Origin of the sequence: Usitatibacter palustris (genome assembly GCF_013003985.1) — a bacterium.
GTDB classification, from domain to species: Bacteria; Pseudomonadota; Gammaproteobacteria; order Burkholderiales; family Usitatibacteraceae; genus Usitatibacter; species Usitatibacter palustris.
Map to the genome: position 1 here is coordinate 396,568 of NZ_CP053073.1, position 25,133 is coordinate 421,700.

Consider the following 25,133-nt stretch of genomic DNA (forward strand, 5'->3'; position numbering starts at 1 on the left):
TCCGTAACACGCAGCGACGCGCACACACCTAGACTGCACGCATGATCCGATTCCTTTCAGCGCTCCTGCTTTCGCTTGCCGCGACGTTGCCCGCGCATGCCGCGGCGCCGCAGGCGGCCGATCCGAAGGTATTGCGGATCCTCTTCATCGGCAACAGTCTCACCTACACCAACGACCTGCCCAGCCGGCTCGCGCGCGTGGCCCAGGCAACGGGACGCGAGGCCCACGTGAAGATGATCGCGCGTGCGGACTTCAGCCTCGAGGATCACTGGACCCAGAAGACCGCGACCGATGCGCTCGCCGCCGAGAAGTGGGACGTCGTCGTGCTGCAGCAAGGCCCTTCGACGCGCGCAGACAGCCGCGAGGAATTGATCGCGTCGACGAAGCGCTTTGCCGAAGTGATCCGGAAGGCCGGGGCGAAGCCCGCGATCTACATGGGTTGGCCGCGCGCGGGACGCAAGGAAGATTTCCTCGCGGTGATCGAAGCCCACCGGGCCGCCGCCGCCGCTGCCGACGCGATCCTCATTCCGGCGGGCGAGGCCTGGATGCGCGCGCTCGCCGAGCAGCCGCGCCTGAGGCTCTACAGCGACAGCCTGCATCCCACGGTGGCCGGAAGCGACCTCGCGGTCCTGACCCATTACTTCTCGCTGTTCCCTGCCGGGCCCCAGGAATTCACGGAGGCCTACGTCTCCAAGATCGACGCCGTTTTGAGCATCCCGAACGGCCGCCGCGACCTCTTCTTCGACGCGGCTACCCGCGCAATCGACTCGCCCCTCGCAATCCAGTAAAATCACGGGTTCTTCGGCGAGTTAGCTCAGTGGTTAGAGCAGCGGAATCATAATCCGTTGGTCCGGGGTTCAAATCCCTGACTCGCCACCAATTCCCCAGCGCACGACCCGACACATGCATGACGGGTCGTGCCTATGGCACCCGGATCGCCGTGGTTGTCAGGGTCGCGTCGAAGACCAGCGTCTTCGGCCACGGGGGCCAGTTCACCCCCAGCGACGCGTCGTTCGGATCACCGCTGCGTGCAAAAGCGCCGATGCTGCGCATCATGGCGTCTGACAGGGCCAAGCGCCCCGCCCGGTTGGCTTTGGTGAACATGACGTTGGCCCATACCGACGGCCCGAAATTCCCGAACACGAAGGCCAGGTCGAACGCATGGGCCGCGCCGAAGATTTCATTGAACGGCGCCGGCTCGCGATCCCAATCGAAACTGTAGTACCAGACGTTGCCTTGTTGCGTCTTCAACGCGCCCAACACGTTGTCGCGCAGCGGCTTGAACCAGAAGTTGTTGAGCACATCCATGCGCGCGTTGTAGCCGGTGCCGGGTTTATCGGTCGGCAGGTAAGCCGCGGGAATCCATTGCTCGAGTTTCGTCGCCGCAGGTGCGTCGGGGTCGTAGCTGAAGGCGATCGAGAAGACCTGTTCGTCGGTGAGCAAACGGCCGCTGATGCCACCCAACGCCGGCGCCAGCGACAGCAGGCCCGGGAACAGCTTGCCCTCGTCGCGCGTATTGCCCGCCAGCACGGGCACCTTCAAATAGTGGCCGGCCTTGATGGCGTCGATGGGGCTCTCGGGCAGAACATGGCCGTCAGGCACCGGATTCGATCCCGACAATCCTGCGGGCTTGAGCTTGGCGAGCACGGTGGATAGCACGACGTCGGCGCTCTTGCCGCGAAGATAGCTCGCGATCTCGTCGGCTTTGCGCGAGGCGATGTAGGTCTGCGCGGTCGCCGCATCAGTGGCCAGGCCGTCGGCGATCAACAGATGGGTGAGCAGCAGATTCGCCTGGGTCTCGAAGAGCGCCGCGGGGTACAGCACGGGAAAGGCGCCGGGCGGCAGGTCTTGCGCGCGCGAGATGCCACCGCTGAGCGGCAGCACGCGATGCACGAGCGAGGGACTGGCCTTGACGACCAGCGGCGATGTCATCAGCGCATAGACGTTGACGGCGCCGGCCGACTCGCCCATCAGCGAGACGTTGCCGGCATCGCCGCCGAAGCTCGCGATGTTGCGATTGATGAACTGCAGCGACTTGATGATATCGAGCAGCGCGAAGTTGCCCGAGTCCTGCAGGGGGTCGCCGGTTCGCAGGTGCGGCGAGCGGAAGAAGCCCAGCACGCCAAGCCTGTAGTTGACCGTGACGACGACGGCATTGGCCGTCCTGGCGAGCATGGCGCCGTCGTAGAGCGGGTCCGCGGTATAGCCGGTGATGTTGCTGCCGCCATGAACGAACACGATCACCGGCAGCTTCTGCGTCGCGGTGGCGGGGCGCCAGATGTTGAGATAGAGGCAGTCTTCGGAGCCGACGAACTTGTCGAGGCTGGCGCCGATGGTGGCGTCGTAGCGATTGTTCAAGCCGGGGCCGTAGAGGCGTCCCAACGAAGCGCAGGCATTGGCGAACTGTTGCGTGAGCCTGGGCGACGTCCAGGGCAGCGCATCGGCCGGCGCTTTCCATCGCAGTGCCGCCACCGGCGGTCTCGCGTAGGGGATTCCCTTCCACGAATACGTACCGCGGGTCGCAGCGTCGTCGTTGCCGACGATCACGCCGAGCGTGGTCGTGCGCCGCGCGGGCGTCGCGGGGGTCTCGCCATGGGCCAATCCGTTCAACAACACTGCTGCCGCAAACAGGCTCGCGGTCCACGTGGCTTTAGGCATCGATACTCTCCTCCAGGCATCCTGTTAGTCGGCCTTCCGGAAACATTCTTATTTAATTCAATTAGATATCCAGCGGCCGTTCGGCAATGTTCACTATGTCCGTAGTGAATATGGACACGATGAATAAAATGATACCTAATTACCGCAGCCGGGACCCATATCCGGCGCGCAGCCGGATCCATATCCGGCGCCAACCAGCCGACTCCTGGAGGAGGAAATATGAAAGCCAAAACGAGAAGATGCGTCCTGCATGCAAGCTTGTTGTTGTCCTTTCCCTGGTGCGGATTCGCGTTGGCCCAAAGTGCGGCGCCGGACCCCAAGAACAAACCCGATGAGACGAAGCAGGAAGTCACGACCGTCGAAACCGTCGTTGTCACCGCGGAGCGTCGCAGCAGGCCGCTGCAGACCTCTCCGATTTCGGCGACCGTCCTCAGCGGCGACGATCTGGCCAACAAGGGCATCACCGTTGTCGACCAGCTGATGTTCGTCACGCCGTCGGCGACCGTGAACAATTTCGGCCAGGGTATCGACTTCAACATTCGCGGCATCGGCAAGGGCGAGCACAACTCGCAGACCACCACGGGTGTCGTCACCTATCGCGACGGAGTCGCCACGTTTCCCGGCTACTTCACTGGCGAACCGTACTACGACATCGCGACGGTGGAGATACTGCGCGGTCCGCAAGGAACGTTCGTGGGCCAGAACGCCACCGGCGGCGCGGTCTTCGTGACCTCGAACGACCCGATCATCGGCGGTGGGCACTCCGGCTACGTGCAGGGACAGCTCGGGAACTACAACGACTTCGGCCTGCAAGGCACGCTCAACATCCCCCTCGCCGACACGCTAGCCGCACGCGTTGCATTCAACACCGAGGACCGCGACAGTTTCTGGAACATCGACGGTCCCTACACGGGTAGCGATGCGCGCTTGCGCTTGCGTAGTGCCCGGGTCGGCCTGAATTGGCAACCCAATAGCGCGCTCACCGTGCTGTTCAAGACGGACTACAGCCACCTCGACTTTGGCGCCTATCCGGCCGATCCCGTCAATGGAGCGAACGACCTGTTCGATGTCACGGCCAATGCCGAACTGAGGGCAGTGGACTGGCTCGTCCGCTCCGTGCTGCATGTCGACTATCGATTCGCCAATGGCCTCCTGTTGCGTTCAATCAGCGGCTACCAGAAGGGCAATACCCAATATCGCACGGACCTCGACGGCACCAGGACGGGCAACAACACGTTCCGCGATTCGGTGGACGAGCGGATCTACTCGCAGGAGTTCAACCTGCTCTCGCCCAATGCAGGCTGGATGAAGTGGATCCTGGGCGCCTACTGGCAAAAGGACACCCTGGGCTTTCCGCCGAAGGAGTTCGTGATCGGCGTGCCGCCGGGAAGTCCCGCGAGCGAGTACGTGCTGGACGGCACCAATCCGAAGGAGACCTGGGCGGCGTTCGGCAAGATCGGCTTCGACCTGACAGATCGTCTCGAGCTCGAACTCGGTGGACGCTACACGCGAAGCACGACTGCCAACGATGTCAACGTCGTGCAATACGGCCTCCCGCTGAAGCAGATCCAGGAGGCCGAATACACCGACTTCTCGGGCAAGGCCGCGCTCAACTTCAAGCTCGACAGCAAGCAATTCCTGTATGCCTTCGCCGCTTCCGGCTTCCGCCCGGGCGGATTGAATGTTCCGGTGGGCCTCGGAATACCGCCTCCGTTCGACGAGGAAAAGGTCACCAGCTACGAGCTCGGATGGAAATCGATCTGGCTCGAGGGCAAGGTGCGCACGCAGCTCACGGCCTTCCACAACGACTACAAGAACTTCCAGGTGATCGTCGGCTATCCCACCTTCCCGACATTCGGCTTCGAGCTCAACGTGCCCGGCACGACGAAGATCTCCGGCTTCGAAGCGCAGGTGCAGGCGTCGCTCGACGACTGGAAATTCGACGCCGGACTCGGGGCGATGCGCAGCAGCCTGGGTCGCTTCTATGCGGTCGACCCGAGAGGCGCCTCGGTGGTGCCGTGCGATCCCAGCACGGGGCCTGCCAGTGCCAGCTGCATTGCGTTGGAGGGGCGCGATCAAACCTACGCGCCGGACCTGACATTCAATTTCGGGGTACAGCGGGAGTTCCGCGTCGGCGACGACATCATCACCCCGCGCTTCAACTACGGATACATCTCCGAGCAGTGGGCCACGCTGTTCCAGAACGAGTCTCGCGGCGATCGCATCGAGAGCCGCCGCATCGTCAATGCGCAGATCGCCTGGCTGCATGGGAAGTACCTTTGGACGCTGTACGGCACCAACCTCACCGACCAGCACTACGTGGCGGCAATCAACTCCGGCTTGCGTTTCGCCGGCGCGCCGCGCCAGTACGGGTTGCGCCTCGCGATGTCGTTCTGATCGGCACCTTCGCCACCTGATGTGATGCAAACCTATGCACTGACCATCGACAAGTTCCTGGATCACGCCGCCAAGTGGTCGCCATCGAGGGAAGTCGTCTGGAGCGAAGGAGGAGTAGCGCAGAGCCGCGTCGGCTATGCCGCATTGCGTGAGCGCAGCAATCGCCTGTCGGGTGCATTCAAGGCCCTGGGGCTGGCGCTGGGCGACCGCGTCGGCACTCTCGCGTGGAACACGCAGCACCATCTCGAGACGTACTACGCGACGATGAACGTGGGCCTCGTCTGCCACACGCTCAACCCGCGCTTCACAACCGCGCACCTGGCGGCGATCATCAACGAGGCGGAGGACCGAGTGCTCGCGGTAGCCTCCAGCCTCGTGCCGTTGCTGCGCGAGCTGGCGCCGCTTTGTCCGACACTCGAGCATGTCGTGTTGCTCGATGGCGGCCCGGGCGAGCTCACGTCGATCGAGGGCATGAAGGCGAAGCTGTGGTCGCACGATTCGTTACTGGAAACGCACGGTGCGCCGGTTGCCTGGGGCGAGTTCGACGAACAGGCGCCGGCGGGTCTTTGCTACACCTCCGGAACAACCGGCGCGCCGCGGGGCGTGCTCTACAGCCACCGAACCAACTACCTGCACACGTTGCGGGCACTGCAGGCCGATTCCATCGCGCTCACGAGCAAGGACGTCGTGCTGATTGCGGTGCCGATGTTCCATGCCAATGGCTGGGGCTTGCCTTTCATTGCTCCCGCAGCCGGAGCGAAGATCGTGCTGCCCGGTCGGCGCACGGATGGTCCCAGCCTGGCGACGCTGATGCGCGACGAGCGCGTCACGCTCGCCGTCGGCGTGCACACGTTGTGGCTGGGCGTGGTCGACCATGTCGAAACGAGTGGCCTGGAACTGCCGAGCCTCGAGCGCGTCCTCATCGGCGGTTCCCGATGCCCTGAAGCCCTGATCCGGCGCATCGAAACGTGCCTGGATGTCCAGGTGCAGACCAGTTGGGGCATGACCGAGCTGTCTCCGATGGGCACGATTTCTCCGCCTGGCGAGCGATGGTCCGAGGAGCGGGCGTCCGGCCGTGCGCCGATGGGCCTGGATCTCAAGCTCACCGACGCCAACGGCGCGGAATTGATGCCGCAACAAGGTGTGGTCGGGCATCTGAAGGTGAAGGGCGCGAGCGTTCTCGATCGTTACTACAAGGCGGGGGCCGATGCGCTGGACGAAGAGGGCTACTTCGGCACCGGAGATCTGGCGAGCCTCGATGAGGCCGGTAACCTGACCATTCGGGGACGCTCGAAAGACCTGATCAAGTCGGGTGGCGAATGGATCAATCCCGCGGAAATCGAAGACATCGTCGGTCGACTTCCCGCGGTCCGCCTGGTCGCGGTCGTCGGCAGGCCCGATCAAAAATGGGGTGAGCGCCCGGTTCTCGTCGTCGAGCTGCACGCGGGAGAATCATGCGCGCCCGAGATGCTGCTCGGATGCCTGCAAGGCAAAGTCGCGTCGTGGTGGATTCCTGACAGTGTCGTGCACATGGAATCCATTCCACTGGCCGCAACAGGAAAGATCGACAAGAATCGCCTGCGCATGGTCCTGGAGATGGCAGACTCGGTACCGAGCCGCGGCCGAAAAATTGACGCTCGTTGATGGTGCTGCCTAGACTATCAGCGCAGAATCCGGCACCGAAACTTGACGACGAAATGAACAAACCCTCAAAGAAGAGAGTGCTTCGCACGAAGTCCGACCAGCGTGCCGACAGCATCGAGCAGATCCTGGACGCGGCCGAGTACCTCTTTTCAAAGAGCGGCCTGCATGGCGTGAGCTTGCGCGATGTGGCCAAGCAAGTCGGAATCCACACCACGCTGGTCCACTACTATTTCAAGGACAAGCAGAATCTCTTCGAGTCGGTATTCGCGCGTCGCGCCGCGGTCAGCAGCGAAGGACGCATGGAGGCGTTGGAGAAGTACGAAGCCGAGGCGGGGGACAAGCCGACTGTCGAAGGTGCGTTGCGTGCGTTCCTGGATACCGACCTGGATCTCTACGTCCAGCGCGGCGAGTACTGGATGAACTACGCGGCCTTCTGTGCCCGGGTGAGCAATACGCCCGAGGGCGCCGTGCTGATGGACGTGCATTTCGATCCGGTCGTGCTCAAGCTTCTTTCGATCATCAAGCGCGCGCTTCCCGATCATTCCGACGCGGACATTTTCTGGGGCTATCACTTCGTGACCGGCGCACTGATGAACACCTATGCCCGGACCGGACGCATCGACCGGCTCTCGGGAGGGCTGTGCCGCTCGGATGATTTTGCGGCGGTCAAGCAACGCATGGCCAAGTTCATGGCCGCGGGTTTCCTCGCGCTCGATAAGCGTCCGGATAAAGCGCAGTAAGCGCGGCGGCGGACGCCGCCACGTTTTATTTCTTCAGAGTCGGCGAAAGCAACCCGGCGTTCCAATTCCAGGGTGTCTCCGCGTTCGCCCGGCGCCGGCGGACGGCTTCCTCATGCAGCTCGAACATGCCCGGCATCAGACGCCGTGAAATCCGCGGCACATCGTCGAAGTGCATGTAGGAAGAGGTCGTCCCATAGCGCGACCAGTCCGCCTCTCCTTTTGCGCGCGGTTCACCGGTGCGTGCAAAGCTCGCCCAGTAGTTGAGCATCGCTTCGGACATCCGTGCCTCGGCGGCGTCGGTGGGAATCCTGGGCCAGAGCGCGGGTGTGCGATGTGCTGTTCCGAACACATACGGCAACTCGCTCGCGTGAAAGGCATGCAGGCCCGCGGCGTCGGCTGCCGGATAACCATGGTCGAAGAGATAGAGGTACGAGGGCTGGCCGATCGCCTCCTGGTTTCGTACGAGGCGTTCCGCAGTCCAGCCATAGAGGGCGTCACGCGCGGTGGCGAACACGCTTTCCTGCATGTTGGTGCTCGGATACAAGCGAAGGAATTCATCGGCCAGGTCGCCGTAACGCTCGCGGATGACGGCCTCATACTTTTCAGCCGTTGCCGGCGGCGGCGGCGCGAGGAAGGTCAGCGAGCGAATTTCTCCGCTGTTGAATCCCGCAAGCAGCGGCACCGGCGCTTGTTCGCCGCGCTCGAAGACATCCACCAGCTGGCGCGGCAGCACGTGGCCGTCGATGGTGGCGAACGGCGCGAATCCCATCGCGGCGGCCGCTTCCGTCAGCTCCTGCGCGTTCGCCCCCCGAAGGACCGCGATGTTGCGCGCATGAAGAGCACCTGCCAGGCGCGCGCCGGATTCCTGCGAAGGCCGTTCGCCGAAGCGCGCTTCCTTCAGCTCCGGTGTCGAAATCATGTACGCGCTTTGCGCAATGGCTTTCGCAAACAGTCCCCGTGCCTGCGGAGCCGCCATCAGGTACATCACGCTCAGTGCGCCGGCGGACTCGCCCGCGATGGTGACGTTCGATGGATCGCCGCCGAAGGCCCCGATGTTGGCGCGCACCCACTGCAGGGCTGCAATCTGGTCGAGCAGCCCGTAGTTTCCGGACACGCCCTGCGCGGATTCCCGGCTGAGTTCCGGATGAGCAAGGTAGCCCAGCACACCCATTCGATAGTTGATCGACACGACGATGATCCCGCGCCTGGCCAACTGCGCTCCGTCGTACAGGGATTCCTTGCTCGCTCCCTTCACCAGCGCGCCGCCGTGAATCCAGATAAACACCGGCGCACGAGACGCTTCTGCAGGCGCCCAGACATTCAGGCTCAGGCAGTCCTCGCTCGTCGGCGTGATGTCCTGTGTGTAGAGGTTGGCGACGCGCGTCGGGGGCTGAATGCAGGCGGGGCCGAACTGGCTTGCCTGCAAGCGCCCGCTCCAGGGCTGCCTTGGCACCGGCGGCTTCCAGCGCAACGGGCCAACGGGCGGCGCCGCATAGGGGATGCCTTTGAATACATGCAAGGCATCTTGCTGAAGACCCTGGAGCTCGCCGGTGGCCGTGGTCACGACCGGACCGAGCCTCGCTTGGGATGTCGATGACACGACGGCTTCTTTCTCGGAACTGAAACAGGCCTGAGCCGCCAGGCCGGCAGTCATCGCCAGGCAGGCGCATACGCGACGCGCGTTCATTTTCGGTCTCCTCCGGAAATCGGCCAGTCGATGCTGGCTCGGCAATCCGATTTAGTTTATTTTCACTGCGGTGTCAATATTCATTCATGATAGAGTTTCATTGCTGGCGTCCTAAATAGCTAATTAATTCAGATGTTTGCGGCTGGCTTCCTGCAAGGGCAGGCCTGCACGCAGACCGACAAACCCGCTCTAAGGAGGAGTCCAAATGCTTGCTGCCCGCTGCGCCATTCAGGTTGCCGCTCCCCTGCTGACCCTGCTGACAGGCCTGGCCCAGGCCGCGCCGGTGAAGATCGGCGTGCTCGAGACTCTGTCGGGTCCGCAGGCTTCGACCGGCCAGGCATACCGTGCCGCCGTGCGCTATGCCGTCGACAAGCTCAATGCCGAAGGCGGCTGGAACGGCCAACCCGTGCAACTGCTGGAGTACGACAACCAGGGCGGCCCCGCCGGAGCCTCGGACAAGCTCAAGGCTGCCGCGGCCGATGGCGTGCAGATCGTCGTTCAGGGAGGCTCTTCGGCCATCGGCGGGCAGATCACCGAAGACGTGCGCAAGCACAACCTTCGCAATCCGGGCAAGGAGATCGTCTACATCAACGTCGGCGCCGAGGCGCTGGAGCTCACGGGCGAGAAGTGCAACTTTCACCACTTCCGCTTCGCCGGCAACGCGCAGGTGCGCACCAAGGTGCTCGTCCAGGCGATGAAGCAGGCGAACACGCTGGGCACGCGCGTGTATGCGATGAACCAGAACTATTCCTGGGGGCAGGACATGGAGCGCGCCATCGTCGACAACGCGGGCGTCGGCGGATACCAGGTGGTCGAGAAGACGCTGCACGACGTGAACAAGATCCAGGACTTCGCGCCCTACATCGCCAAGATCAGCGCCTCGGGGGCCGACACGGTCATCACCGGCAATTGGTCCAACGACCTGCTGCTGATGATGAAGGCATCGAAGGCCGCGGGACTCAAGGTTCGCTTCGGCACCGTCTTCCTCGACCAGGTGGGCAACATCGCCAATGCGGGGGAACAGGCGGCCGGGCACTTCGTCGCCCAGACCTTCAACCCCGAGGCGGCCGGGGCCGAAGGAGACCGATTCGTGGCGGACTACAAGGCCAAGACAGGCCGCAACCCGGTCGCGACCGAGCCGCAAACGGTGTTCGGCATGGAGATGGTGGCCGATGCCCTCAAGCGCACCAAGCCCGAAGGCGGTGCGCTCAACGTCAACGCGCTCGCGCGCAACCTGGAAACCGCGCGGCTGAAAACGCCGATGGGCGTGACCAGCATGCGCGCCAGCGATCACCAGGTGCTCCTGCCCGTGGTCGTGTCGGTGGTGTCCGCGGATGCCAAGTACAAGGCCGATGACACGGCGCTGGGATTCAAGCCGGTGAAGACGTTCACGGCCGAAGAAGCGGCGGTCCCCGCGCAGGCCAGTTGCAAGATGCAGCGTCCGAGCTGATCGAAGCCGCGCACCGCTGACCGACCTGGGCCGAGGCCGTGGACGCTTTTCTCTTCTCGCTCCTGAACGGGACGGTCTACGGCCTGTTGCTGTTCATGGTGTCGGCCGGGCTCACGCTGGTGTTCGGGATGATGGGCGTGCTGAACTTCGCGCACGCCTCGTTCTACATGCTGGGCGCCTACTTCGCCTACGCGCTGCAAGGTCTGGTCGGCTTCGGCCCGGCCGTCGCGTTGGCCACCCTGCTGTCGGGCGGCGTCGGCGTGATCGTGGAGCGCTGGTTCCTGCGGCGCGTGCATCACCACGGACACGCGCATGAGCTGCTGCTCACCTTCGGGCTGGCGTTCATCATCGCCGAGACGATCAAGCTGTTCTTCGGCAACTACCCCGTCGACTACCGCATTCCTCCGGCACTTGATTTTGCCGCGTTCACCATCGGCCGCCAGCAGTATCCGATGTACCGCGTGCTGATGGCGGCCGTGGCGATCGCGATGTTCGCGGCGCTCTACCTGCTGCTGACGCGCACGCGCATAGGCATCGTCGTGCGCGCAGCGATCCACAAGCCCCGCATGGCGCAGGCGCTCGGACACAACGTTCAGCTGGTCTTCATGGGGGTCTTCGGCGTGGGCGCTGCGTTAGCCGGATTGGCCGGTGCTGTCGCGGGCGCCTTCTACACCACGAACCCCAACATGGCGCTGGAGGTTGGCGTGATGGTGTTCGTGGTCGTCGTCGTGGGCGGGCTGGGTTCGCTGGGTGGCGCCATGCTCGCGTCGTTGTTGATCGGCATCGTCACCTCGCTGGCGGTGGGCGTCGATCGCAGCCTGGCCGACCTGCTGGCCATCGTTGGCGCGGGTGCGTGGGCGCAAGGCGTGGGCGGTTTGTTGACGTTGAAGCTGTCGAGCCTCGCCGCCACGCTGCCATTTGCCCTGATGCTGTTGATCCTGCTCGTTCGACCGCGCGGCTTGATGGGCGAAGAGTCGTGACCTGATGCGCGCTTCCCTTGTCGTTTGCATCATCGGGCTCGTGTTGCTGGCGGTGCTGCCCGCCGTGCTGCCGGCCCGTCTGCTCATCGCGTCGATCCAGATGCTCGTCGCAGCCTTGTTCGCGAGCGCCTACGCACTGCTCAGCGGGCGGGCCGGCATGCTGTCCTTCGGCCACGCGGCTTACTTCGGCACCGGCGCGTTCGCGACCGTTCACGCGATGAATGCCTTCGGCGGCACGGGCCTCTTGCCCACGCCCTTGTTGCCGGTGGTCGGCGCGATCGCCGGGCTGGGGGTGGGCATCGTGGCCGGCTGGTTCGCCACCCAGCGCGGCGGCACGGCCTTCGCGATGATTACCCTCGCCATCGCCGAGCTGCTGCATGCGCTGGCGCCGCAGTTGAAGGGCCTGTTCGGCGGCGAGGCCGGCATTTCGGCGATGCGCGCGCCGGCGTTGGGCCTCACCTTTGGCTCGACCCTGCAGGTCTACTACCTCACGCTGGCGTGGGTGCTGTTGTCGATCGGCCTGCTCTACTTCCACACCCTCACGCCGGCAGGCCGCCTGACGCTCGCCTTGCGCGAGAACGGGCATCGCCTGCGCTTCCTGGGCTACAACGTTCACGGCCTGGGCGTGTCTGCTTTCGCGATCTCGGCAATGTTCTCGGGCCTCGCGGGCGGCTTGCAGGTCCTGAGCAACGAGGCCGCCAACTACGCCGTCTTCGACGCCGGCGTGTCGGCGACCGTGATCCTGAACAGCTACATCGGCGGCGTCGGCACCTTCCTCGGACCGGCGCTCGGTGCCGTGCTGATGACCTTCTTCAGCTATGCCGCGTCCGACGCCACGCAGTCGTGGCTGCTGTACCAGGGCGTCTTGTTCGTGCTGGTGATGATGTACATGCCCACCGGGTTGTCCGGGCTGTTCGGCATGAGCGCGCGGTTGGTCCGGCAGCGCGGCCCGCGAGTGGCAGCGCTCGTGGCGCTGCTCGCGTTGGGCGCGGCGGTGCTCGTGAGTGCGGGCGCTGTCTTCATCATCGAGTTGCTGCAAAGACTGTGCTCGCAGGACTACCGGGCACTGGCATCGGCGGCCACAACGCTCCCGCCGGTGAACTTGTTCGGCCGGCCCTGGCCACCTGCCGCGCTGTCCACCTGGATTTTGCCGGCCGCCCTGCTCGCGGGCGGTGCCCTGCTCGCGATGGCCGCGCGGCGTCGCCTGGCAACGCCGGCATGAGCAACGGCATGAGCAACGATTCGATTCTCAGCATCCGCGGCCTGCGCAAATCGTTCGGCGCGACCGAGATCATTCGCGGCGTGGATCTGGATCTGCGCGCCGGCGAGCGTCGAGCGCTGATCGGCCCCAACGGTGCGGGCAAGTCCACGCTGTTCCATCTGATCTCCGGAAACCTCAGGCCCACGGCGGGCGCGATCGTCCTCGATGGCCAGCGCATCGATGGCTGGTCGCCCGAGCGGGTCAATCGCCGAGGGCTGGCGCGCTCCTTCCAGATCACCAACATCTTTCCCAGGCTCAGCGTGTTCGAGAACGTGCGCATCGCCGTGATGCAACGCTACCGTTTGCAGTACACCTTCTGGCGCCGCATCGACGCGGTGGCGGCCATCCGGGAGGAGGCCGAGCAATTGCTCGAGCGCGTGCGGTTGCAGCACCAGGCCCATACGCTGGGCGGCGAGATGACTTACTCCGAACAGCGCTCGCTCGAACTGGCGATGACCCTGGCCTCCGATCCGAAGGTGATGCTGCTCGATGAGCCGATGGCCGGCATGTCGAGCGAGGAGACGCACTACACCGTCGAGCTGATCCGCGAAGTCACGGCAGGTCGCACGCTCTTGCTGGTTGAGCACGACATGGACGTGGTGTTTTCGCTCGGCGAGCAGATCAGCGTGCTGGTTTACGGCGAGGTCATCGCCACCGGCACGCCCGACGAGATCCGCCGGCACCAGGGCGTTCGGGACGCGTACCTGGGCGAGGAGCACGCGGCATGACGCCGCCGCTGTTGCATGTGGATGGACTGCACGCGCACTACGGCAAGAGCCACGTGCTGCGCGGCGTGTCGCTCTCGGTGGGGCGCGGCGAGGTCGTGAGCCTGCTGGGGCGCAATGGCTCGGGGCGCTCGACGACACTGAAGACCATCATGGGCCTGGTACCGCCGAGTGCCGGCCGCGTCGATCTTGCCGGCCGCGCACTCGCGGGCGAGCCGCCGCACACCATCTGCCGCGCCGGCTTGGCCTATGTGCCCGAGGAACGCGAGGTGTTCGCGAACCTCACGGTGGACGAGAACCTGCGCATGGGGGAGCAACCCCCGGTGGCCGGCGCCGTTCGCTGGACCGTGGCGCAAATGTTCGATTACTTTCCGCGCCTGAAGGAACGCCGCGGCGCCAAGGCGGGAAGCCTGTCGGGCGGCGAGCAGCAGATGCTCACGATGTGCCGCTCCCTGCTCGGCAACCCGCTCGCCATCCTGATCGACGAGCCGACCGAGGGACTGGCGCCGAAGATCGTCGCGCAGGTGGCCGAGTGCATCCTGGACATGCAGCGCCAGGGCCTCTCGCTCGTGCTGGTGGAACAGAAGCTCGCCATCGCGCTGAAGGTTTCGACCCGGGTCTGCGTGATGGGTCACGGCCACATCGTCTTCGAGGGCAGTCCCGCGCAATTGCAAGCCGACCCCGAAATGCTGGCCCAATGGCTGGCCGTCTAGGCATGAACACTTCGACAACTTCGCCCTGCGAGGCGCCAGGCAGACCCATGCAGAAACCGTTGCAAGACAAGGTGGCCATCGTGACCGGTGCGGGCGGGGGCCTGGGGCGGTCGCACGCGCTGGAGCTCGCCCGCCACGGCGCGCGCGTGATCATCAACGACCTGGCGGCCCGCGACGACGGCGCCGGCGCCCAGGCGGTTGCCGACGAGGTCGCGCGCAGGGGCGGCGAGGCCGCGGTGCATTTCGGCGACGTGACCGTCCTTGCCGAGATGCAGGTTATGGCCGAGCTGGCGATGGCCCGGTGGGGCCGCATCGACATTCTCGTGAACAACGCCGGCATCCTGCGCGACAGGACTTTCGCGAAAATGCCGCTCGACGACTTCCAGCGCGTGCTCGACGTCCATGTCATGGGCGCCGTCAATGCCACCAAGGCGGTGTGGGCGCAAATGCTGGCGCAGCGCTATGGCCGCATCGTGATGACGACGTCGTCGTCCGGCCTCTATGGCAACTTCGGGCAGTCAAACTACGGCGCGGCCAAGATGGCGCTGGTCGGGCTCATGCAGACGCTGGCACTGGAAGGCGCGAAGTACGGCGTGCACGTGAACTGCCTTGCCCCCACGGCCGCGACCGCCATGACCGAAGGCGTGCTGCCGCCGCAATCCCTGGCTCACCTGGGTGCCGAGCGCGTGAGCCCGGCGCTGCTCGCCCTGGTCGGCGACCAGGCCCCCTCGCGGATGATTCTCCTGGCAGGAGCCGGCGGCTTCGAGTGCGCGAACATCACGATGACCCGGGGCATCTACCTCGGAGACGCGGCCGACAGCGCCGAGCAGCTCTGCGCGCGGTTGGACGAAGTCATGGCAAGGGCCGGCGAGATTGTTCCCGCGTCAGGCAGGGAGCAGTGCCAGCTGGAGATTGCGAAGGCCACCGCCGAGTAGCGTCATAATCCGTGGCGATGTTTCCAAGAGAATGGCGCTCCGCGCTCGATCCTGGCGCTGCCGCGAAGCTCGAGGAGATCGAGCGCCGGCTGGCCGCCGAATCACAGGACGGGATCTTCCCCAGGGCTGAAGACCGGTACCGGGCATTGCAGCTGGTGCCCCCGGACGACGTGCGAGTCGTGATCGTTGGACAGGATCCCTACCACGGCGCGGGCCAGGCGATGGGGCTCGCGTTCTCGGTGCCGCGCGGCGTGCGCGTCCCGCCGTCGCTCAAGAACATCTTCAAGGAGATTCGCGACGACGTCGGCGCCGAGTGCGGCCACGGCGATCTCACGGGCTGGGCGCAGCAGGGAGTCCTGCTGCTCAACACCGCGCTCTCGGTCCGCGCGAACCAGGCGGCATCCCATTCGAAGTGGGGATGGAACCACGTGACGTCGTCGCTGCTGCGGCACGTCGCGCATTCAACGCGGCCGACGGTGTTCATGCTGTGGGGGGATCACGCACGCAAGCTGCGGGACGACGTCGGCGGCAATGGCCACCTGGTCCTCGAGGCGGCGCATCCTTCGCCGCTCGCGCGCGGGAAATTCTTCGGCACGAGGCACTTCTCTGCCGCCAACGCGTTCCTCGAGAAGAACGAGCGCGGGACGATCGACTGGAAAGTAGTCTAGGTTCTCACTCGAGCTTCACGTTCGCGCTTTTCACGAGGCCGACCCAGAACTTGCTGTCCTCCGCGAGGAAGGCCTTGAAGTCTTCGGGCGAGGTCGAGATCGAGACTTCCGTGCCCTCGCGCGCGAGCGCCTCTTTCACCGAGGGCTGCTTCATCGCGGCGACCGTCGCCTCGTAGAGCTTCTGGACGATCGCGGGCGGCGTGCCCACGGGCACGAACATCCCGTACCAGAACTCGAGGTGGTACTCGGGCAGTCCCGCTTCCTTCATGCCGGGAAGATCAGGCACGAGCGGCGAGCGTTCGCGCGTGCTCACGGCGATCGCGCGCAGCTTGCCGCCCTTGGCCTGCGGCAGCACCGAAGGCGAAGTTCCGAACGTGAGCTGCGTGTCGCCGGACATGACGGCAAGGATCGCCGGGGCGCCACCTTTGTAGGGGATGTGCGTCATCTGCGCGCCCGTGAGTTGCGTGAACAACGCCGCGCCCAAGTGCGGCGCCGAGCCGTTACCTGAAGTCGAATAGTTGAGCTTGTTCGGATCCTTCTTCGCCGCGGCGATCAGTTCCTTCACCGTGGTGATGCCGGTGCCGGGGTTCACCGCGAGGACCAACGGTGACGTCGTCATCTTGGTGACGGCGACGAGATCGGCCGGCGTGTACCCGAGCTTGGGATTCAACGCGGGATTCACCGAAATGCTGCTGGGGCTCGCGATCAGCAGCGTGTAGCCGTCGGGCTTGGCCTTCGCGACTTGCTCTGCGGCAATGCTTGAACCCGCGCCCGGCTTGTTCTCGACGACGATCGGCTGGCCGAGCGCCTTGGAGAACTCGTTGCTCATCGCGCGCGCGACGTAATCGGCTGCGCCACCGGGCGCGAAACCGATCACGATCGTGATCGACTTGTTCGGATAGGCGGGCGCCTGCGCGAGGGCACTTGCGCTGAAGCCAGCGAGCGCGCACGCGAGCAGCAGGGGGATGGTTTTCATTTTTCTTCCTCCGTCGAAATTCAGGTTGCGGCAACGCGCAGGACGATCTTGCCGATGTGCTCGCCGGCCTCCATGCGGGCCTTGGCTTCCTTCAGGCGCGCAAAGTCGATCACGCTATCGACCTGGGGCTTGATGCGCCCGGCCGCGAAGTGCGGCATCACGTCGGCGACGAAGCCGGGCACGGACGCGGCGCGTTGCTCCGGGGTGCGCTTCTTGTTGGAAACACCGAAGAGCGTGAGTCGTTTCGCATGCAGCGCCTGGAGATCGACGTCGGCGTGAAGCTCGCCATCGACATAACCCACGATCGCGAGCCGGCCTTCGAACGCGAGGGCGCGGATGTCCTCCGCGAAGACCGAACCGCCTACCGTGTTGACGATGAGGTTCGCGCCGCGCTGGCCGGTCGCCTCGAGGACCGCGGGGGCGAAGTCCGCAGCGCGCGTGCAGATGCCCAGATCCAGCCCGAGCGCCTTGAGCGCTTCGAGCTTGCGCGACGATCCCGAGGTGCCGATCACCTTCGCGCCAAGGACCTTCCCGAGCTGCAGCGACGCCACGCCCACACCGGACGAGACGCCGTTGATGAGAAGCGATTCACCCGCCTTCAAGCGCCCCTGGAGCACGAGCATGTCGTACGACACGAGGAACACCAGCGGAATGCTCGCGGCTTCCTCCCAGGAAAGCGCGGACGGCATCGGAATGGTTTCCGCCTGCTCGAACAACGCGTACTCCGAGAATGCGCCGGCGCAGCGGCCCATCACGCGATCGCCGGGCTTGAAGCCCGCGATGCCGGTACCCGCGGAAACGACTTCGCCCGCACCTTCGCCACCGATGGCCTTCCACGATCCGGCCTTGCCGTGAAGGCCATGGCCGATCACGAACTCGCCGCGATTGAGCGCGGCCGCGTGCATGCGCACCAGCAGTTGCGTCGGCCCCGGTTCGGGGATGGGTGTCTCGCGAAGATCGAGCACGGTGTCCGTGTCGGTCATCTGCATCCAGTAGGACTGCATCGTGGCTTTCGGCGCGGGGGAAGGCGCCCATGTTCCGGTGTCGCCTACGCGCTGTAAAGGCGCAAATGAAAACGGCCCGCGTCGCGGGCCGTTCTTTTCTTGCGGGCGAAACCGAAGCGATCAGCGCAAGGAGGCCTGGCGCGGACGAAGCCTGCCGGACTCGTCGCTCACGACGACTTCGACGCGGCGGTTCATCGAACGTCCTTCGGTGGAGGCGTTGCTCGCCACCGGGAACGATTCGCCGTAGCCGCGCGTGGTCATGCGCGCTGCATTGACGCCACGCGCCTCGAGCGCAACGCGCACCGATTCCGCACGACGCTCGGAGAGCCCCTGGTTGAAGGAGTCGCCGCCCACGGAGTCGGTATAGCCCTCGATGAGGAGCGTCTTCTCGGGGAAGCGATTGAGGAACGCAGCGAGCTTGTCCATGCGCGAGGCGGCGTTGGGCAGAAGGACCGCTTCGCCCGTGGCGAACAGCACATCGCCCAGCGTGACCAGCAGGCCGCGCTCGGTTTCCTTGCCCTGCAACTCGATGATCAACGTGCGGGCCTGAAGCCTGGCCTGCTCCGCCTCGGCGGCCGCTGCGTCAGCGCGCGCCCGTTCGTCGCGGGCCTGCTGCGTGGCCATGTTCGCCTGGGCCGTGGCGGCCTGCGCCTGCTCGGAGGCGATCCTGGCCTGTTGCGATGCGTTCGCGGCCTGCTGCGTTGCGTTCGCGGCATCGGCCCGTGCGGCTTGCGCTGCCTGGCTTTGCTGGTAGGCCTGCGCGCGGGCCGCATCTGCTTCCTGCGTGCGTGCTGCGAGCCTCAGGCGGTCCACGTCGGACTGCGCCTTGGCGAGGTCGTCGGTTGCGCGGCGGGAGCGCGCGAGCTCGCGCGCGGTTTGCGCTCGCACCTGCGCGAGATAAGCGTAGTGGTTCACCTTCTCGCGATCGGCGCGATCGCGGAGCGCGTTCACGCCGGCATCGAGCGCGCCCTGCGCTTCGCGCAATTCGAGCGGCGCGCGCGCGAGCACATCGGGGTCGGCGGCCGCGGCGTTGACTTCGACGCGGGCGGCTTCGAGCGCGTCATTGACCGGGGCGCTGGCGCAGCCTGCCACGGTGGCCGCGCAGATCGCGATCCACGCGGCGGGCTTCAGGAATTGGGGGATGTTCATGGGGGATCCTTTAATGGGTCGGTTCAGCCCGCGGGACGGCGGGCAATCTCGTCGCGCAATCCGCGCAGGGCGTTGTTCACGTCGCGAAAGGCGGCGTCGTTCTTGCGGGCGCCGGCGCGCGCTTCGGCGAGCCGCGCATCGGCTTCGGCTTCATCGGCCAGGCGCCTCGCGAGGTCGTAATCCTTGCGGCTCATGGCGCTCTCGGCCATGGCGAGCTTGGCGCGCGCGGTGTCGAGCTCCGTGGGCGACCACTGAACGGTTTCGGGCGTGCCCGCGGCACGATCGACGCCCTTGCGGGCGACCGCCATTGAATCGTTGGGTGGGGGCGAGCTCGCGCAACCGACGGCGAGCACGGCAGCACCGGCAAGCAGGAGAATCTTCATGGGGCACCTCGAGAAAAGGGGGGGTGGGACGGTCTTGCAGGAAGCGTAGTCGCGTGCCGGCGCCGCCTCTGTCGGCGGCCTCCGCCCTCGGGTGTAGGAGGTGACCGTCGGCGGGTCATTTATGCGAAAATCGCGCTTCGATTTTCCACCCTGCCCGGATTCCCCTCCGCGACCCAGGACCGCATGAGCTCCGAACCGAAGAAGGTCTTCATCCGCACCTTCGGGTGCCAGATGAACGAGTACGACTCCGACAAGATGGCCGACGTGCTGCACGCGGCCGAGGGGTTCGAGAAGACCGACCGCGCCGAGGACGCCGACCTCATCCTCTTCAATACGTGTTCCGTGCGCGAGAAGGCGCAGGAGAAGGTCTTTGCCGACCTGGGGCGCGTGCGCGCGCTCAAGCGCGACAAACCCGGCCTGCTGATCGGCGTGGGCGGCTGTGTTGCGAGCCAGGAGGGCGAGTCGATCGTCGAGCGCGCGCCTTACGTGGACCTCGTCTTCGGCCCGCAGACCCTGCATCGGCTGCCCGAGATGGTGGCGCGGCGCCGAGAGACGGGCAAAGCGCAGGTCGATATCTCGTTTCCCGAGATCGAGAAGTTCGATCACCTGCCGCCCGCACAAGTGGCCGGTGCGAGCGCCTTCGTGTCGATCATGGAAGGCTGCAGCAAGTACTGCAGCTTCTGCGTCGTCCCCTACACGCGCGGCGAGGAAGTCTCGCGGCCGCTCGAAGACGTCCTCGTCGAAGTGCGCGATCTCGCGGCGCGTGGCGTCGTGGAAGTCACGCTCCTCGGGCAGAACGTGAACGCCTACGCGGGCACGATGGCCGATGGCGAGGTAGCGGACTTCGCGCTGCTGCTCACGCACGTGGCGAAGATCGAAGCGATCGAGCGCATCCGCTACACGACCTCGCACCCGCTCGAATTCACGCAGCGCCTCATCGACGCCTACGCGAAGATCCCCAAGCTCGTCTCGCAGCTGCACCTGCCGGTGCAGTCGGGCTCGGACCGCGTGCTCGCGGCGATGAAGCGCAACTACACGGCGATGGAGTACAAGTCGATCATCCGGCGCCTGCGCGCGACGCGGCCCGACATCTCGATCTCCTCGGACTTCATCATCGGGTTCCCCGGCGAGACCGACGCCGATTTCGAGCAGACGATGAAGCTCGTGGACGACGTGCGCTTCGACGGCTCGTTCAGCTTCATCTACAGCCCGCGCCCCGGAACGCCCGCGGCGAACCTCGCCGACGACACGCCGCACGCGACGAAGCTCGCCCGCCTCCAGCGGTTGCAGCAACGCGTGCAGGAGCACTACGAGGCGTATTCGCAGGCGATGGTGGGAAGCCGCCAGCGCGTCCTCGTCGAAGGACCGTCCCGGAAGGACCCGGGCGATCTTGCCGCCAGAACTGCCAACAACCGCGTGGCGAACTTCACCGGCGAATCCGCGCTGGTGGGCCGCTACGTCGATATCGAGATCACCACCGCGTTTCCCCATAGCCTTCGCGGCCGCCTTGCTGCCGCGTGACAATTTGTGACAACTTCACGCGGGCGCCATGTTAGCTTCCGCGCTTCGCAACAGGAGATAAGACGATGAAACCCGCCCCCCGCACTCCGTACGTGCTTCGTGCAGCCCTCGCCGTCGCCTTCGGCACCAGCCTCGCCGCCTTCGCCCAGACGCCGCCCGCGCCGACGCCTCCCGCACCCGGCGCGCCGGTGACGCCTTCTCCGGCCGCGACGACCCCGGGCTCGCCCGCCGCCGGCCCCGCCGCTGCCGCCGCGCCGCGCCCCTTCAAGGACGTCATCAAGGACGCCAAGGAATCCAAGGGCTTCTTCACGCTCTGGCAGAAGGACGACAAGGTGTGGTTCGAGGTGAAGCCCGACCAGCTCGACAAGCCTTTCTTCCTTTCCATCATCCAGACCAACGGGCTGGGTGACGGACGCTTCTTCGGCGGCCTCATGGGCCCGAGCGCGATGGTCCACCTGAAGAAGGTCGGCAACCAGATGCAGCTCATTGCCAACAACAACCGCTTCCGCGCCGATGCCAAGTCGCCCACCGAAATGGCGATGAAGACGAGCTTCTCCGAAAGCCTCATCGCCTCGGGTGCCGTCGCGAGCGCACCGCACCCGGAAACGAAGGCCGTGCTCGTCGAAGCCAACGCGATGCTGCTCATCGACATCGCCGGTGCCGCGACCACGCTGGAAACCGTCTACCGCATTCCGTACGCGCTCGATTCGCGCAACTCGAGCCTCGCGAAGGCCGAGACCAGCGACACTGCGACGGGTTTCAACACGTCGCTGCACTTCTCGGTGGCGAAGCTGCCCGCGCCGCCGCTGGTTCCGAATCCCGCCTCGCCGCAGGTCCCGCCGCCGCGCAACGTGCCCGACGCGCGCAGCCTTTTCCTCGGCTATCGCCTGAACTTCGCGCAGCTGCCCGCCGTTCCGATGAAGCCGCGCGTCGCCGACGAGCGCGTGGGCTACTTCACCACCGGGTTCCAGAACCTGAGCGAGGAAGCGAAGCTCAACAACAACGTCCACTACGTGAATCGCTGGCGCCTCGAGAAGAAGGATCCCTCCGCGGCCCTCTCCGAGCCCGTGAAGCCGATCGTGTACTGGCTCGACAAGAACATCCCGGTGAAGCACCGCCAGGCCATCATCGACGGCATCCTCGTGTGGAACGATGCCTTCGAGCGCATCGGCTTCAAGAACGCGGTGCAGGCGAAGGTGCAGCCCGATGACGCGACCTTCGACACCGCCGACATCAACTACGCGACCGTGCGCTGGTACCTCACGTCCGACGGCGGCCCCGCCATCGGCCCGAGCCACGCCGATCCGCGCACCGGCGAAATCGTGGATGCCGACATCATGTTCACGGACTCCTTCACGCGCGGCGGCCGTCGCTTCATCGTGGAAGACGCGCCACGTGCGCACGAAGCGCACCTGCCGATCCTCGGCGGCAACGCGAACTTCTGCCACTTCGCCAATGAGTCGCACAGCGAGGCGGAGTTCGCGATGGACATCCTCGAAGCGCGTGGCGACCTCGATCCCACGAGCCCCGAGGCCGACAAGTTCGTCTACGACTACGTGAAGGAAGTGATGACGCACGAAGTCGGGCACACGCTCGGCCTGCGCCACAACTTCCGCTCGTCGACGGTGTTCACCGCGGCGCAGCTGAAGGATCCGGCGTTCACGAAGAAGAACGGCGTCGTCGGTTCGGTGATGGACTACCCGCCCTTCAACATCCCGCTCAAGGGCGAGCCGAAGCCTGACTACGTGCATCCGGGCCTCGGCCCGTACGACTACTGGGCGATCGAGTACGCCTACAAGCCGCTCGACCCCGCCACCGAAAAGGAAGAGCTCGAGAAGATCGCCGCGCGCGGCGCGAAGGAGACGTGGCTCGCCTACGGCACCGACGAGGATTCCTTCATCGGCGGCTCGCCGCAGGGCATGGACCCGACCGTGAACGTGTGGGACCTCACGGACGATCCGCTGGGCTACTACAAGAAGCGCCTCGAACTATCGCGCGAGCTGTGGGCACGCCTGCAGTCGAAGGAGCTCGCCCCCGGCGAATCCTATGACGGCCTGCGCCGCAGCTTCCTCGCCGGCTTCCAGCAGATGGGACGGGGCATGCTGCCGGTCACGAAGTACATCGGTGGGGTCGTGCAGCTGCGCGACCGCGCGGGCAGCGGCCGCCTGCCGTTCACGCCGGTCCCGGCGAGCCAGCAGCGCGAAGCGCTCAAGGTACTCAACGACGGCCTGTTCTCGGTCGACAGCTTCAAGTTCAAGCCCGAGTTCCTGGCGAGCCTGCCGCACAGCCGCCTCGATTACTTCGACCAGCTCGTCCGCGGCAACATCACGCCGCAGCCGATGGTGAGCGTTCCCAACACCGTGCTCGGGCTGCAGCGCACCGCGCTCGACCAGGTGATGAGCGACGTCGTGGCCACGCGCATCTCGGACTCGCAGGTGATCTCGAAGGATGGCACCAATGCCTTCCGCCTGTCGGAGCTCTACGATTCGCTGCAGGCCTCGATCTGGAGTGAGTTGAAGAGCGGCAAGGAAATCACGCCGATGCGCCGCAACCTGCAGCGCGAGCACCTGCGCCGCGTCGCCGGTTCGCTGGTGCGTCCCGCGGGCTCGCAGCCGGCGGACGCCCGCAGCCTGATGCGCATGAACGCGCAACAGTTGGCGGCGGAACTGCGTGCGAGCCAGGCCAAGCCCGCGTATTCGAAGGAAACGCGCGCGCACCTTGCCGAGAGCCTCAACACGCTCGACGAGGCGCTGAAGGCCCCGCTGCAACGCGCCGGAGTCTAGTGCCGAAGGCGAAGCCCCAGGAACTGCGATTCGAGCCGGCTGACAACAGCCGGCTCGCTTCGCTTTGTGGGCCGCTCGACGCGAACCTGCGCCAGATCGAGAACGCGCTCGACGTCACCATCGCGCGCCGCGGCGAGCGCTTCCGCGTTTCAGGTCCCGCCGACAAGACGGTGCTCGCCTCGAAGGCGTTGCAGCGTTTCTACGACCAGGCGACGCGCGAGCTGAGCGTCGAGGACATCCAGCTCGGCCTCGTGGAGATCACGCGCGCGCCGGTGAAAGCCGCCGACCCGGATGCCGCGCCGCCGCTGGTGCTCCCGCGCCGCGAGCTTTCCGCGCGCACGCCTCGCCAGGCGCAGTACCTGCAGCAGATGCGTTCGCTCGACATCACCTTCGGCATCGGGCCCGCGGGAACCGGCAAGACGTTCCTCGCGGTCGCAGCCGCGGTCGATGCGTTCGAGCGCGATGCCGTCAAGCGGATCGTGCTCACGCGCCCCGCGGTGGAAGCCGGCGAGAAGCTCGGGTTCCTTCCGGGCGACCTCGCGCAGAAGATCGATCCCTACCTGCGGCCGCTCTACGACGCGCTCTACGACCTCACCGGCTACGACAAGGTGGGCCGGCTCTTCGAGCGCGGCGCCATCGAGATTGCACCGCTGGCGTTCATGCGCGGGCGCACGCTCAACCACTCGTTCATCATCCTCGACGAAGCGCAGAACACCACGCCCGAGCAGATGAAGATGTTCCTCACCCGCATCGGCTTCGGCTCGAAGGCGGTGGTGACCGGCGACATCACGCAGATCGACCTCGCCAAGAACCAGCGCTCGGGCCTCATCGACGCGAAGGAAGTCCTCACCGGCGTGCGCGGCATCGGCTTCACCCAGTTCCAGTCGGACGACGTGGTGCGCCACCCGCTCGTCCAGGCGATCGTCGACGCCTACGACCGTGTCACGCCCGCGCGGCGATGAGCGCGCCGGCGATGACCGTGCAGCGCGCCTCGCGCGCGAGCCACATTCCGGGCGATCGCAAGCTCCTCGCCTGGGCGAAGGCCACGCTCGCGCGAACCGCGCAGGTCACCCTGCGGTATGTCGCCGAAACGGAAGGGCGGCGGCTGAACGCCAGGTTCCGGGGCAAGGACTACGCCACCAACGTGCTTACGTTTTCTTACGGCGAGGGCAACCAGCTCGAAGGCGACATCGTCATCTGCGCGCCGGTCGTTGCGCGTGAGGCGAAGGCCCAGGGAAAGAGCGTGGAAGCACACCACGCACACCTGCTTGTCCACGGGTTGCTGCACCTGCAGGGGCTCGAACACGAGCGCGCGGCCGATGCGAAACGCATGGAAGCGCGCGAGCGCCAGATCCTCGCGCGGCTCGGATTCGCCGACCCCTACGCGTAGCGCGTTCGGGCCGTCACGGGCTCGAAGGCGATTTCTGCTACAGTAATTTCGTCTTTCCCCTCCCAATAC

21 protein-coding genes and 1 tRNA gene are annotated in these 25,133 nt (G+C 65.6%); 16 read left to right on the forward strand and 6 right to left on the reverse strand.

Annotation, left to right across the window (positions count from 1 at the left end; all coding sequences use genetic code 11):
- The first annotated feature begins 41 nt into the window (after window positions 1-41).
- Together DSM104440_RS02255 and DSM104440_RS02260 are read left to right on the forward strand one after the other, a co-directional pair.
- Window positions 42-788: an SGNH/GDSL hydrolase family protein gene (locus DSM104440_RS02255; RefSeq protein WP_171160400.1), complete on the forward strand. Its 747-nt coding sequence runs from the start codon at window positions 42-44 to the stop codon at window positions 786-788.
- 15 nt (window positions 789-803) lie between these two features.
- Window positions 804-879 (forward strand) — tRNA-Met (locus tag DSM104440_RS02260).
- Between the two features lie 42 nt (window positions 880-921).
- Here the strand turns inward: DSM104440_RS02260 and DSM104440_RS02265 are convergent.
- On the reverse strand, window positions 922-2,658 hold the full coding sequence (locus DSM104440_RS02265; protein ID WP_171160401.1) for a carboxylesterase/lipase family protein: 1,737 nt from the start codon (window positions 2,656-2,658) through the stop codon (window positions 922-924).
- 291 nt (window positions 2,659-2,949) lie between these two features.
- Here DSM104440_RS02265 and DSM104440_RS02270 point away from each other — a divergent pair, with 291 nt between their 5' ends.
- Genes DSM104440_RS02270 through DSM104440_RS02280 form a run of 3 tightly spaced genes read left to right on the forward strand, consistent with a single transcriptional unit; the run spans window position 2,950 to window position 7,439 of the window.
- Window positions 2,950-5,055 carry a TonB-dependent receptor gene (locus DSM104440_RS02270; RefSeq protein WP_212758177.1) on the forward strand — a complete coding sequence of 702 codons (2,106 nt, stop codon included), beginning with the start codon at window positions 2,950-2,952 and terminating at the stop codon, window positions 5,053-5,055.
- Between the two features lie 24 nt (window positions 5,056-5,079).
- Complete coding sequence (locus tag DSM104440_RS02275) at window positions 5,080-6,699, forward strand: AMP-binding protein (RefSeq protein WP_171160403.1); 1,620 nt, start codon at window positions 5,080-5,082, stop codon at window positions 6,697-6,699.
- Between the two features lie 53 nt (window positions 6,700-6,752).
- On the forward strand, window positions 6,753-7,439 hold the full coding sequence (locus DSM104440_RS02280; RefSeq protein WP_171160404.1) for a TetR/AcrR family transcriptional regulator: 687 nt from the start codon (window positions 6,753-6,755) through the stop codon (window positions 7,437-7,439).
- Between the two features lie 25 nt (window positions 7,440-7,464).
- On the opposite strand, the gene DSM104440_RS02285 is transcribed toward DSM104440_RS02280, so the two are convergent.
- The gene (locus tag DSM104440_RS02285) at window positions 7,465-9,126 is read right to left on the reverse strand and encodes a carboxylesterase/lipase family protein (RefSeq protein ID WP_212758178.1); all 1,662 of its coding nucleotides are present in this window, start codon (window positions 9,124-9,126) and stop codon (window positions 7,465-7,467) included.
- A gap of 205 nt (window positions 9,127-9,331) precedes the next feature.
- On the opposite strand from DSM104440_RS02285, the gene DSM104440_RS02290 reads away from it, so the two are divergent.
- From DSM104440_RS02290 to DSM104440_RS02320, 7 genes are read left to right on the forward strand one after another with little or no spacing between them, the layout of a single operon-like run.
- Complete coding sequence (locus DSM104440_RS02290) at window positions 9,332-10,576, forward strand: branched-chain amino acid ABC transporter substrate-binding protein (RefSeq protein WP_171160405.1); 1,245 nt, start codon at window positions 9,332-9,334, stop codon at window positions 10,574-10,576.
- A 38-nt stretch (window positions 10,577-10,614) separates the two neighbouring features.
- On the forward strand, window positions 10,615-11,556 hold the full coding sequence (locus DSM104440_RS02295) for a branched-chain amino acid ABC transporter permease (RefSeq protein WP_171160406.1): 942 nt from the start codon (window positions 10,615-10,617) through the stop codon (window positions 11,554-11,556).
- Window positions 11,557-11,560: 4 nt separating this feature from the next.
- Window positions 11,561-12,778: a branched-chain amino acid ABC transporter permease gene (locus tag DSM104440_RS02300; protein ID WP_171160407.1), complete on the forward strand. Its 1,218-nt coding sequence runs from the start codon at window positions 11,561-11,563 to the stop codon at window positions 12,776-12,778.
- On the forward strand, window positions 12,775-13,545 hold the full coding sequence (locus tag DSM104440_RS02305; RefSeq protein ID WP_212758301.1) for an ABC transporter ATP-binding protein: 771 nt from the start codon (window positions 12,775-12,777) through the stop codon (window positions 13,543-13,545). The genes DSM104440_RS02300 and DSM104440_RS02305 overlap by 4 nt, the downstream gene beginning before the upstream one ends.
- The gene (locus DSM104440_RS02310; protein WP_171160409.1) at window positions 13,542-14,255 is read left to right on the forward strand and encodes an ABC transporter ATP-binding protein; all 714 of its coding nucleotides are present in this window, start codon (window positions 13,542-13,544) and stop codon (window positions 14,253-14,255) included. The genes DSM104440_RS02305 and DSM104440_RS02310 overlap by 4 nt, the downstream gene beginning before the upstream one ends.
- Before the next feature lie 47 nt (window positions 14,256-14,302).
- Window positions 14,303-15,190, forward strand: a complete 888-nt coding sequence (locus DSM104440_RS02315) for an SDR family NAD(P)-dependent oxidoreductase (RefSeq protein ID WP_171160410.1) — start codon at window positions 14,303-14,305, stop codon at window positions 15,188-15,190.
- A 17-nt stretch (window positions 15,191-15,207) separates the two neighbouring features.
- On the forward strand, window positions 15,208-15,858 hold the full coding sequence (locus tag DSM104440_RS02320) for a uracil-DNA glycosylase (RefSeq protein ID WP_171160411.1): 651 nt from the start codon (window positions 15,208-15,210) through the stop codon (window positions 15,856-15,858).
- Window positions 15,859-15,862: 4 nt separating this feature from the next.
- On the opposite strand, the gene DSM104440_RS02325 is transcribed toward DSM104440_RS02320, so the two are convergent.
- The 4 genes from DSM104440_RS02325 to DSM104440_RS02340 all read right to left on the reverse strand — a co-directional run bounded on the left by DSM104440_RS02325 (window position 15,863) and on the right by DSM104440_RS02340 (window position 19,370).
- Window positions 15,863-16,834, reverse strand: coding sequence for a Bug family tripartite tricarboxylate transporter substrate binding protein (locus DSM104440_RS02325; protein ID WP_171160412.1), 972 nt, complete (start codon window positions 16,832-16,834; stop codon window positions 15,863-15,865).
- Between the two features lie 20 nt (window positions 16,835-16,854).
- Entirely contained in the window at window positions 16,855-17,838 is a 984-nt protein-coding gene (locus DSM104440_RS02330) for a zinc-binding dehydrogenase (RefSeq protein ID WP_171160413.1), read from the reverse strand.
- A 120-nt stretch (window positions 17,839-17,958) separates the two neighbouring features.
- Window positions 17,959-18,987 carry an OmpA family protein gene (locus DSM104440_RS02335; protein ID WP_171160414.1) on the reverse strand — a complete coding sequence of 343 codons (1,029 nt, stop codon included), beginning with the start codon at window positions 18,985-18,987 and terminating at the stop codon, window positions 17,959-17,961.
- A 23-nt stretch (window positions 18,988-19,010) separates the two neighbouring features.
- Window positions 19,011-19,370 (reverse strand): DUF4398 domain-containing protein, encoded by a 360-nt coding sequence (locus DSM104440_RS02340; RefSeq protein ID WP_171160415.1) that lies wholly within the window; start codon window positions 19,368-19,370, stop codon window positions 19,011-19,013.
- Between the two features lie 183 nt (window positions 19,371-19,553).
- Here DSM104440_RS02340 and miaB point away from each other — a divergent pair, with 183 nt between their 5' ends.
- The 4 genes from miaB (at window position 19,554) to ybeY (ending at window position 25,064) form a co-directional block, all read left to right on the forward strand.
- The gene (gene miaB, locus DSM104440_RS02345; RefSeq protein ID WP_171160416.1) at window positions 19,554-20,891 is read left to right on the forward strand and encodes a tRNA (N6-isopentenyl adenosine(37)-C2)-methylthiotransferase MiaB; all 1,338 of its coding nucleotides are present in this window, start codon (window positions 19,554-19,556) and stop codon (window positions 20,889-20,891) included.
- 65 nt (window positions 20,892-20,956) lie between these two features.
- Window positions 20,957-23,674 (forward strand): zinc-dependent metalloprotease, encoded by a 2,718-nt coding sequence (locus DSM104440_RS02350; protein ID WP_171160417.1) that lies wholly within the window; start codon window positions 20,957-20,959, stop codon window positions 23,672-23,674.
- Window positions 23,674-24,636 carry a PhoH family protein gene (locus DSM104440_RS02355; protein ID WP_171160418.1) on the forward strand — a complete coding sequence of 321 codons (963 nt, stop codon included), beginning with the start codon at window positions 23,674-23,676 and terminating at the stop codon, window positions 24,634-24,636. The genes DSM104440_RS02350 and DSM104440_RS02355 overlap by 1 nt, the downstream gene beginning before the upstream one ends.
- The gene (gene ybeY, locus DSM104440_RS02360; protein ID WP_212758179.1) at window positions 24,633-25,064 is read left to right on the forward strand and encodes an rRNA maturation RNase YbeY; all 432 of its coding nucleotides are present in this window, start codon (window positions 24,633-24,635) and stop codon (window positions 25,062-25,064) included. The genes DSM104440_RS02355 and ybeY overlap by 4 nt, the downstream gene beginning before the upstream one ends.
- Window positions 25,065-25,133: the final 69 nt, after the last annotated feature.

Coding starts and splice junctions, on each gene's coding strand:
- DSM104440_RS02255 (WP_171160400.1), top strand. CDS start 42: ATGATCCGATTCCTTTCAGCGCTCCTGCTTTCGCTTGCCGCGACGTTG.
- DSM104440_RS02265 (WP_171160401.1), bottom strand. CDS start 2,658: ATGCCTAAAGCCACGTGGACCGCGAGCCTGTTTGCGGCAGCAGTGTTG.
- DSM104440_RS02275 (WP_171160403.1), top strand. CDS start 5,080: ATGCAAACCTATGCACTGACCATCGACAAGTTCCTGGATCACGCCGCC.
- DSM104440_RS02280 (WP_171160404.1), top strand. CDS start 6,753: ATGAACAAACCCTCAAAGAAGAGAGTGCTTCGCACGAAGTCCGACCAG.
- DSM104440_RS02285 (WP_212758178.1), bottom strand. CDS start 9,126: ATGAACGCGCGTCGCGTATGCGCCTGCCTGGCGATGACTGCCGGCCTG.
- DSM104440_RS02290 (WP_171160405.1), top strand. CDS start 9,332: ATGCTTGCTGCCCGCTGCGCCATTCAGGTTGCCGCTCCCCTGCTGACC.
- DSM104440_RS02300 (WP_171160407.1), top strand. CDS start 11,561: ATGCGCGCTTCCCTTGTCGTTTGCATCATCGGGCTCGTGTTGCTGGCG.
- DSM104440_RS02305 (WP_212758301.1), top strand. CDS start 12,775: ATGAGCAACGGCATGAGCAACGATTCGATTCTCAGCATCCGCGGCCTG.
- DSM104440_RS02310 (WP_171160409.1), top strand. CDS start 13,542: ATGACGCCGCCGCTGTTGCATGTGGATGGACTGCACGCGCACTACGGC.
- DSM104440_RS02315 (WP_171160410.1), top strand. CDS start 14,303: ATGCAGAAACCGTTGCAAGACAAGGTGGCCATCGTGACCGGTGCGGGC.
- DSM104440_RS02320 (WP_171160411.1), top strand. CDS start 15,208: ATGTTTCCAAGAGAATGGCGCTCCGCGCTCGATCCTGGCGCTGCCGCG.
- DSM104440_RS02325 (WP_171160412.1), bottom strand. CDS start 16,834: ATGAAAACCATCCCCCTGCTGCTCGCGTGCGCGCTCGCTGGCTTCAGC.
- DSM104440_RS02330 (WP_171160413.1), bottom strand. CDS start 17,838: ATGCAGTCCTACTGGATGCAGATGACCGACACGGACACCGTGCTCGAT.
- DSM104440_RS02335 (WP_171160414.1), bottom strand. CDS start 18,987: ATGAACATCCCCCAATTCCTGAAGCCCGCCGCGTGGATCGCGATCTGC.
- DSM104440_RS02340 (WP_171160415.1), bottom strand. CDS start 19,370: ATGAAGATTCTCCTGCTTGCCGGTGCTGCCGTGCTCGCCGTCGGTTGC.
- miaB (WP_171160416.1), top strand. CDS start 19,554: ATGAGCTCCGAACCGAAGAAGGTCTTCATCCGCACCTTCGGGTGCCAG.
- DSM104440_RS02350 (WP_171160417.1), top strand. CDS start 20,957: ATGAAACCCGCCCCCCGCACTCCGTACGTGCTTCGTGCAGCCCTCGCC.
- ybeY (WP_212758179.1), top strand. CDS start 24,633: ATGAGCGCGCCGGCGATGACCGTGCAGCGCGCCTCGCGCGCGAGCCAC.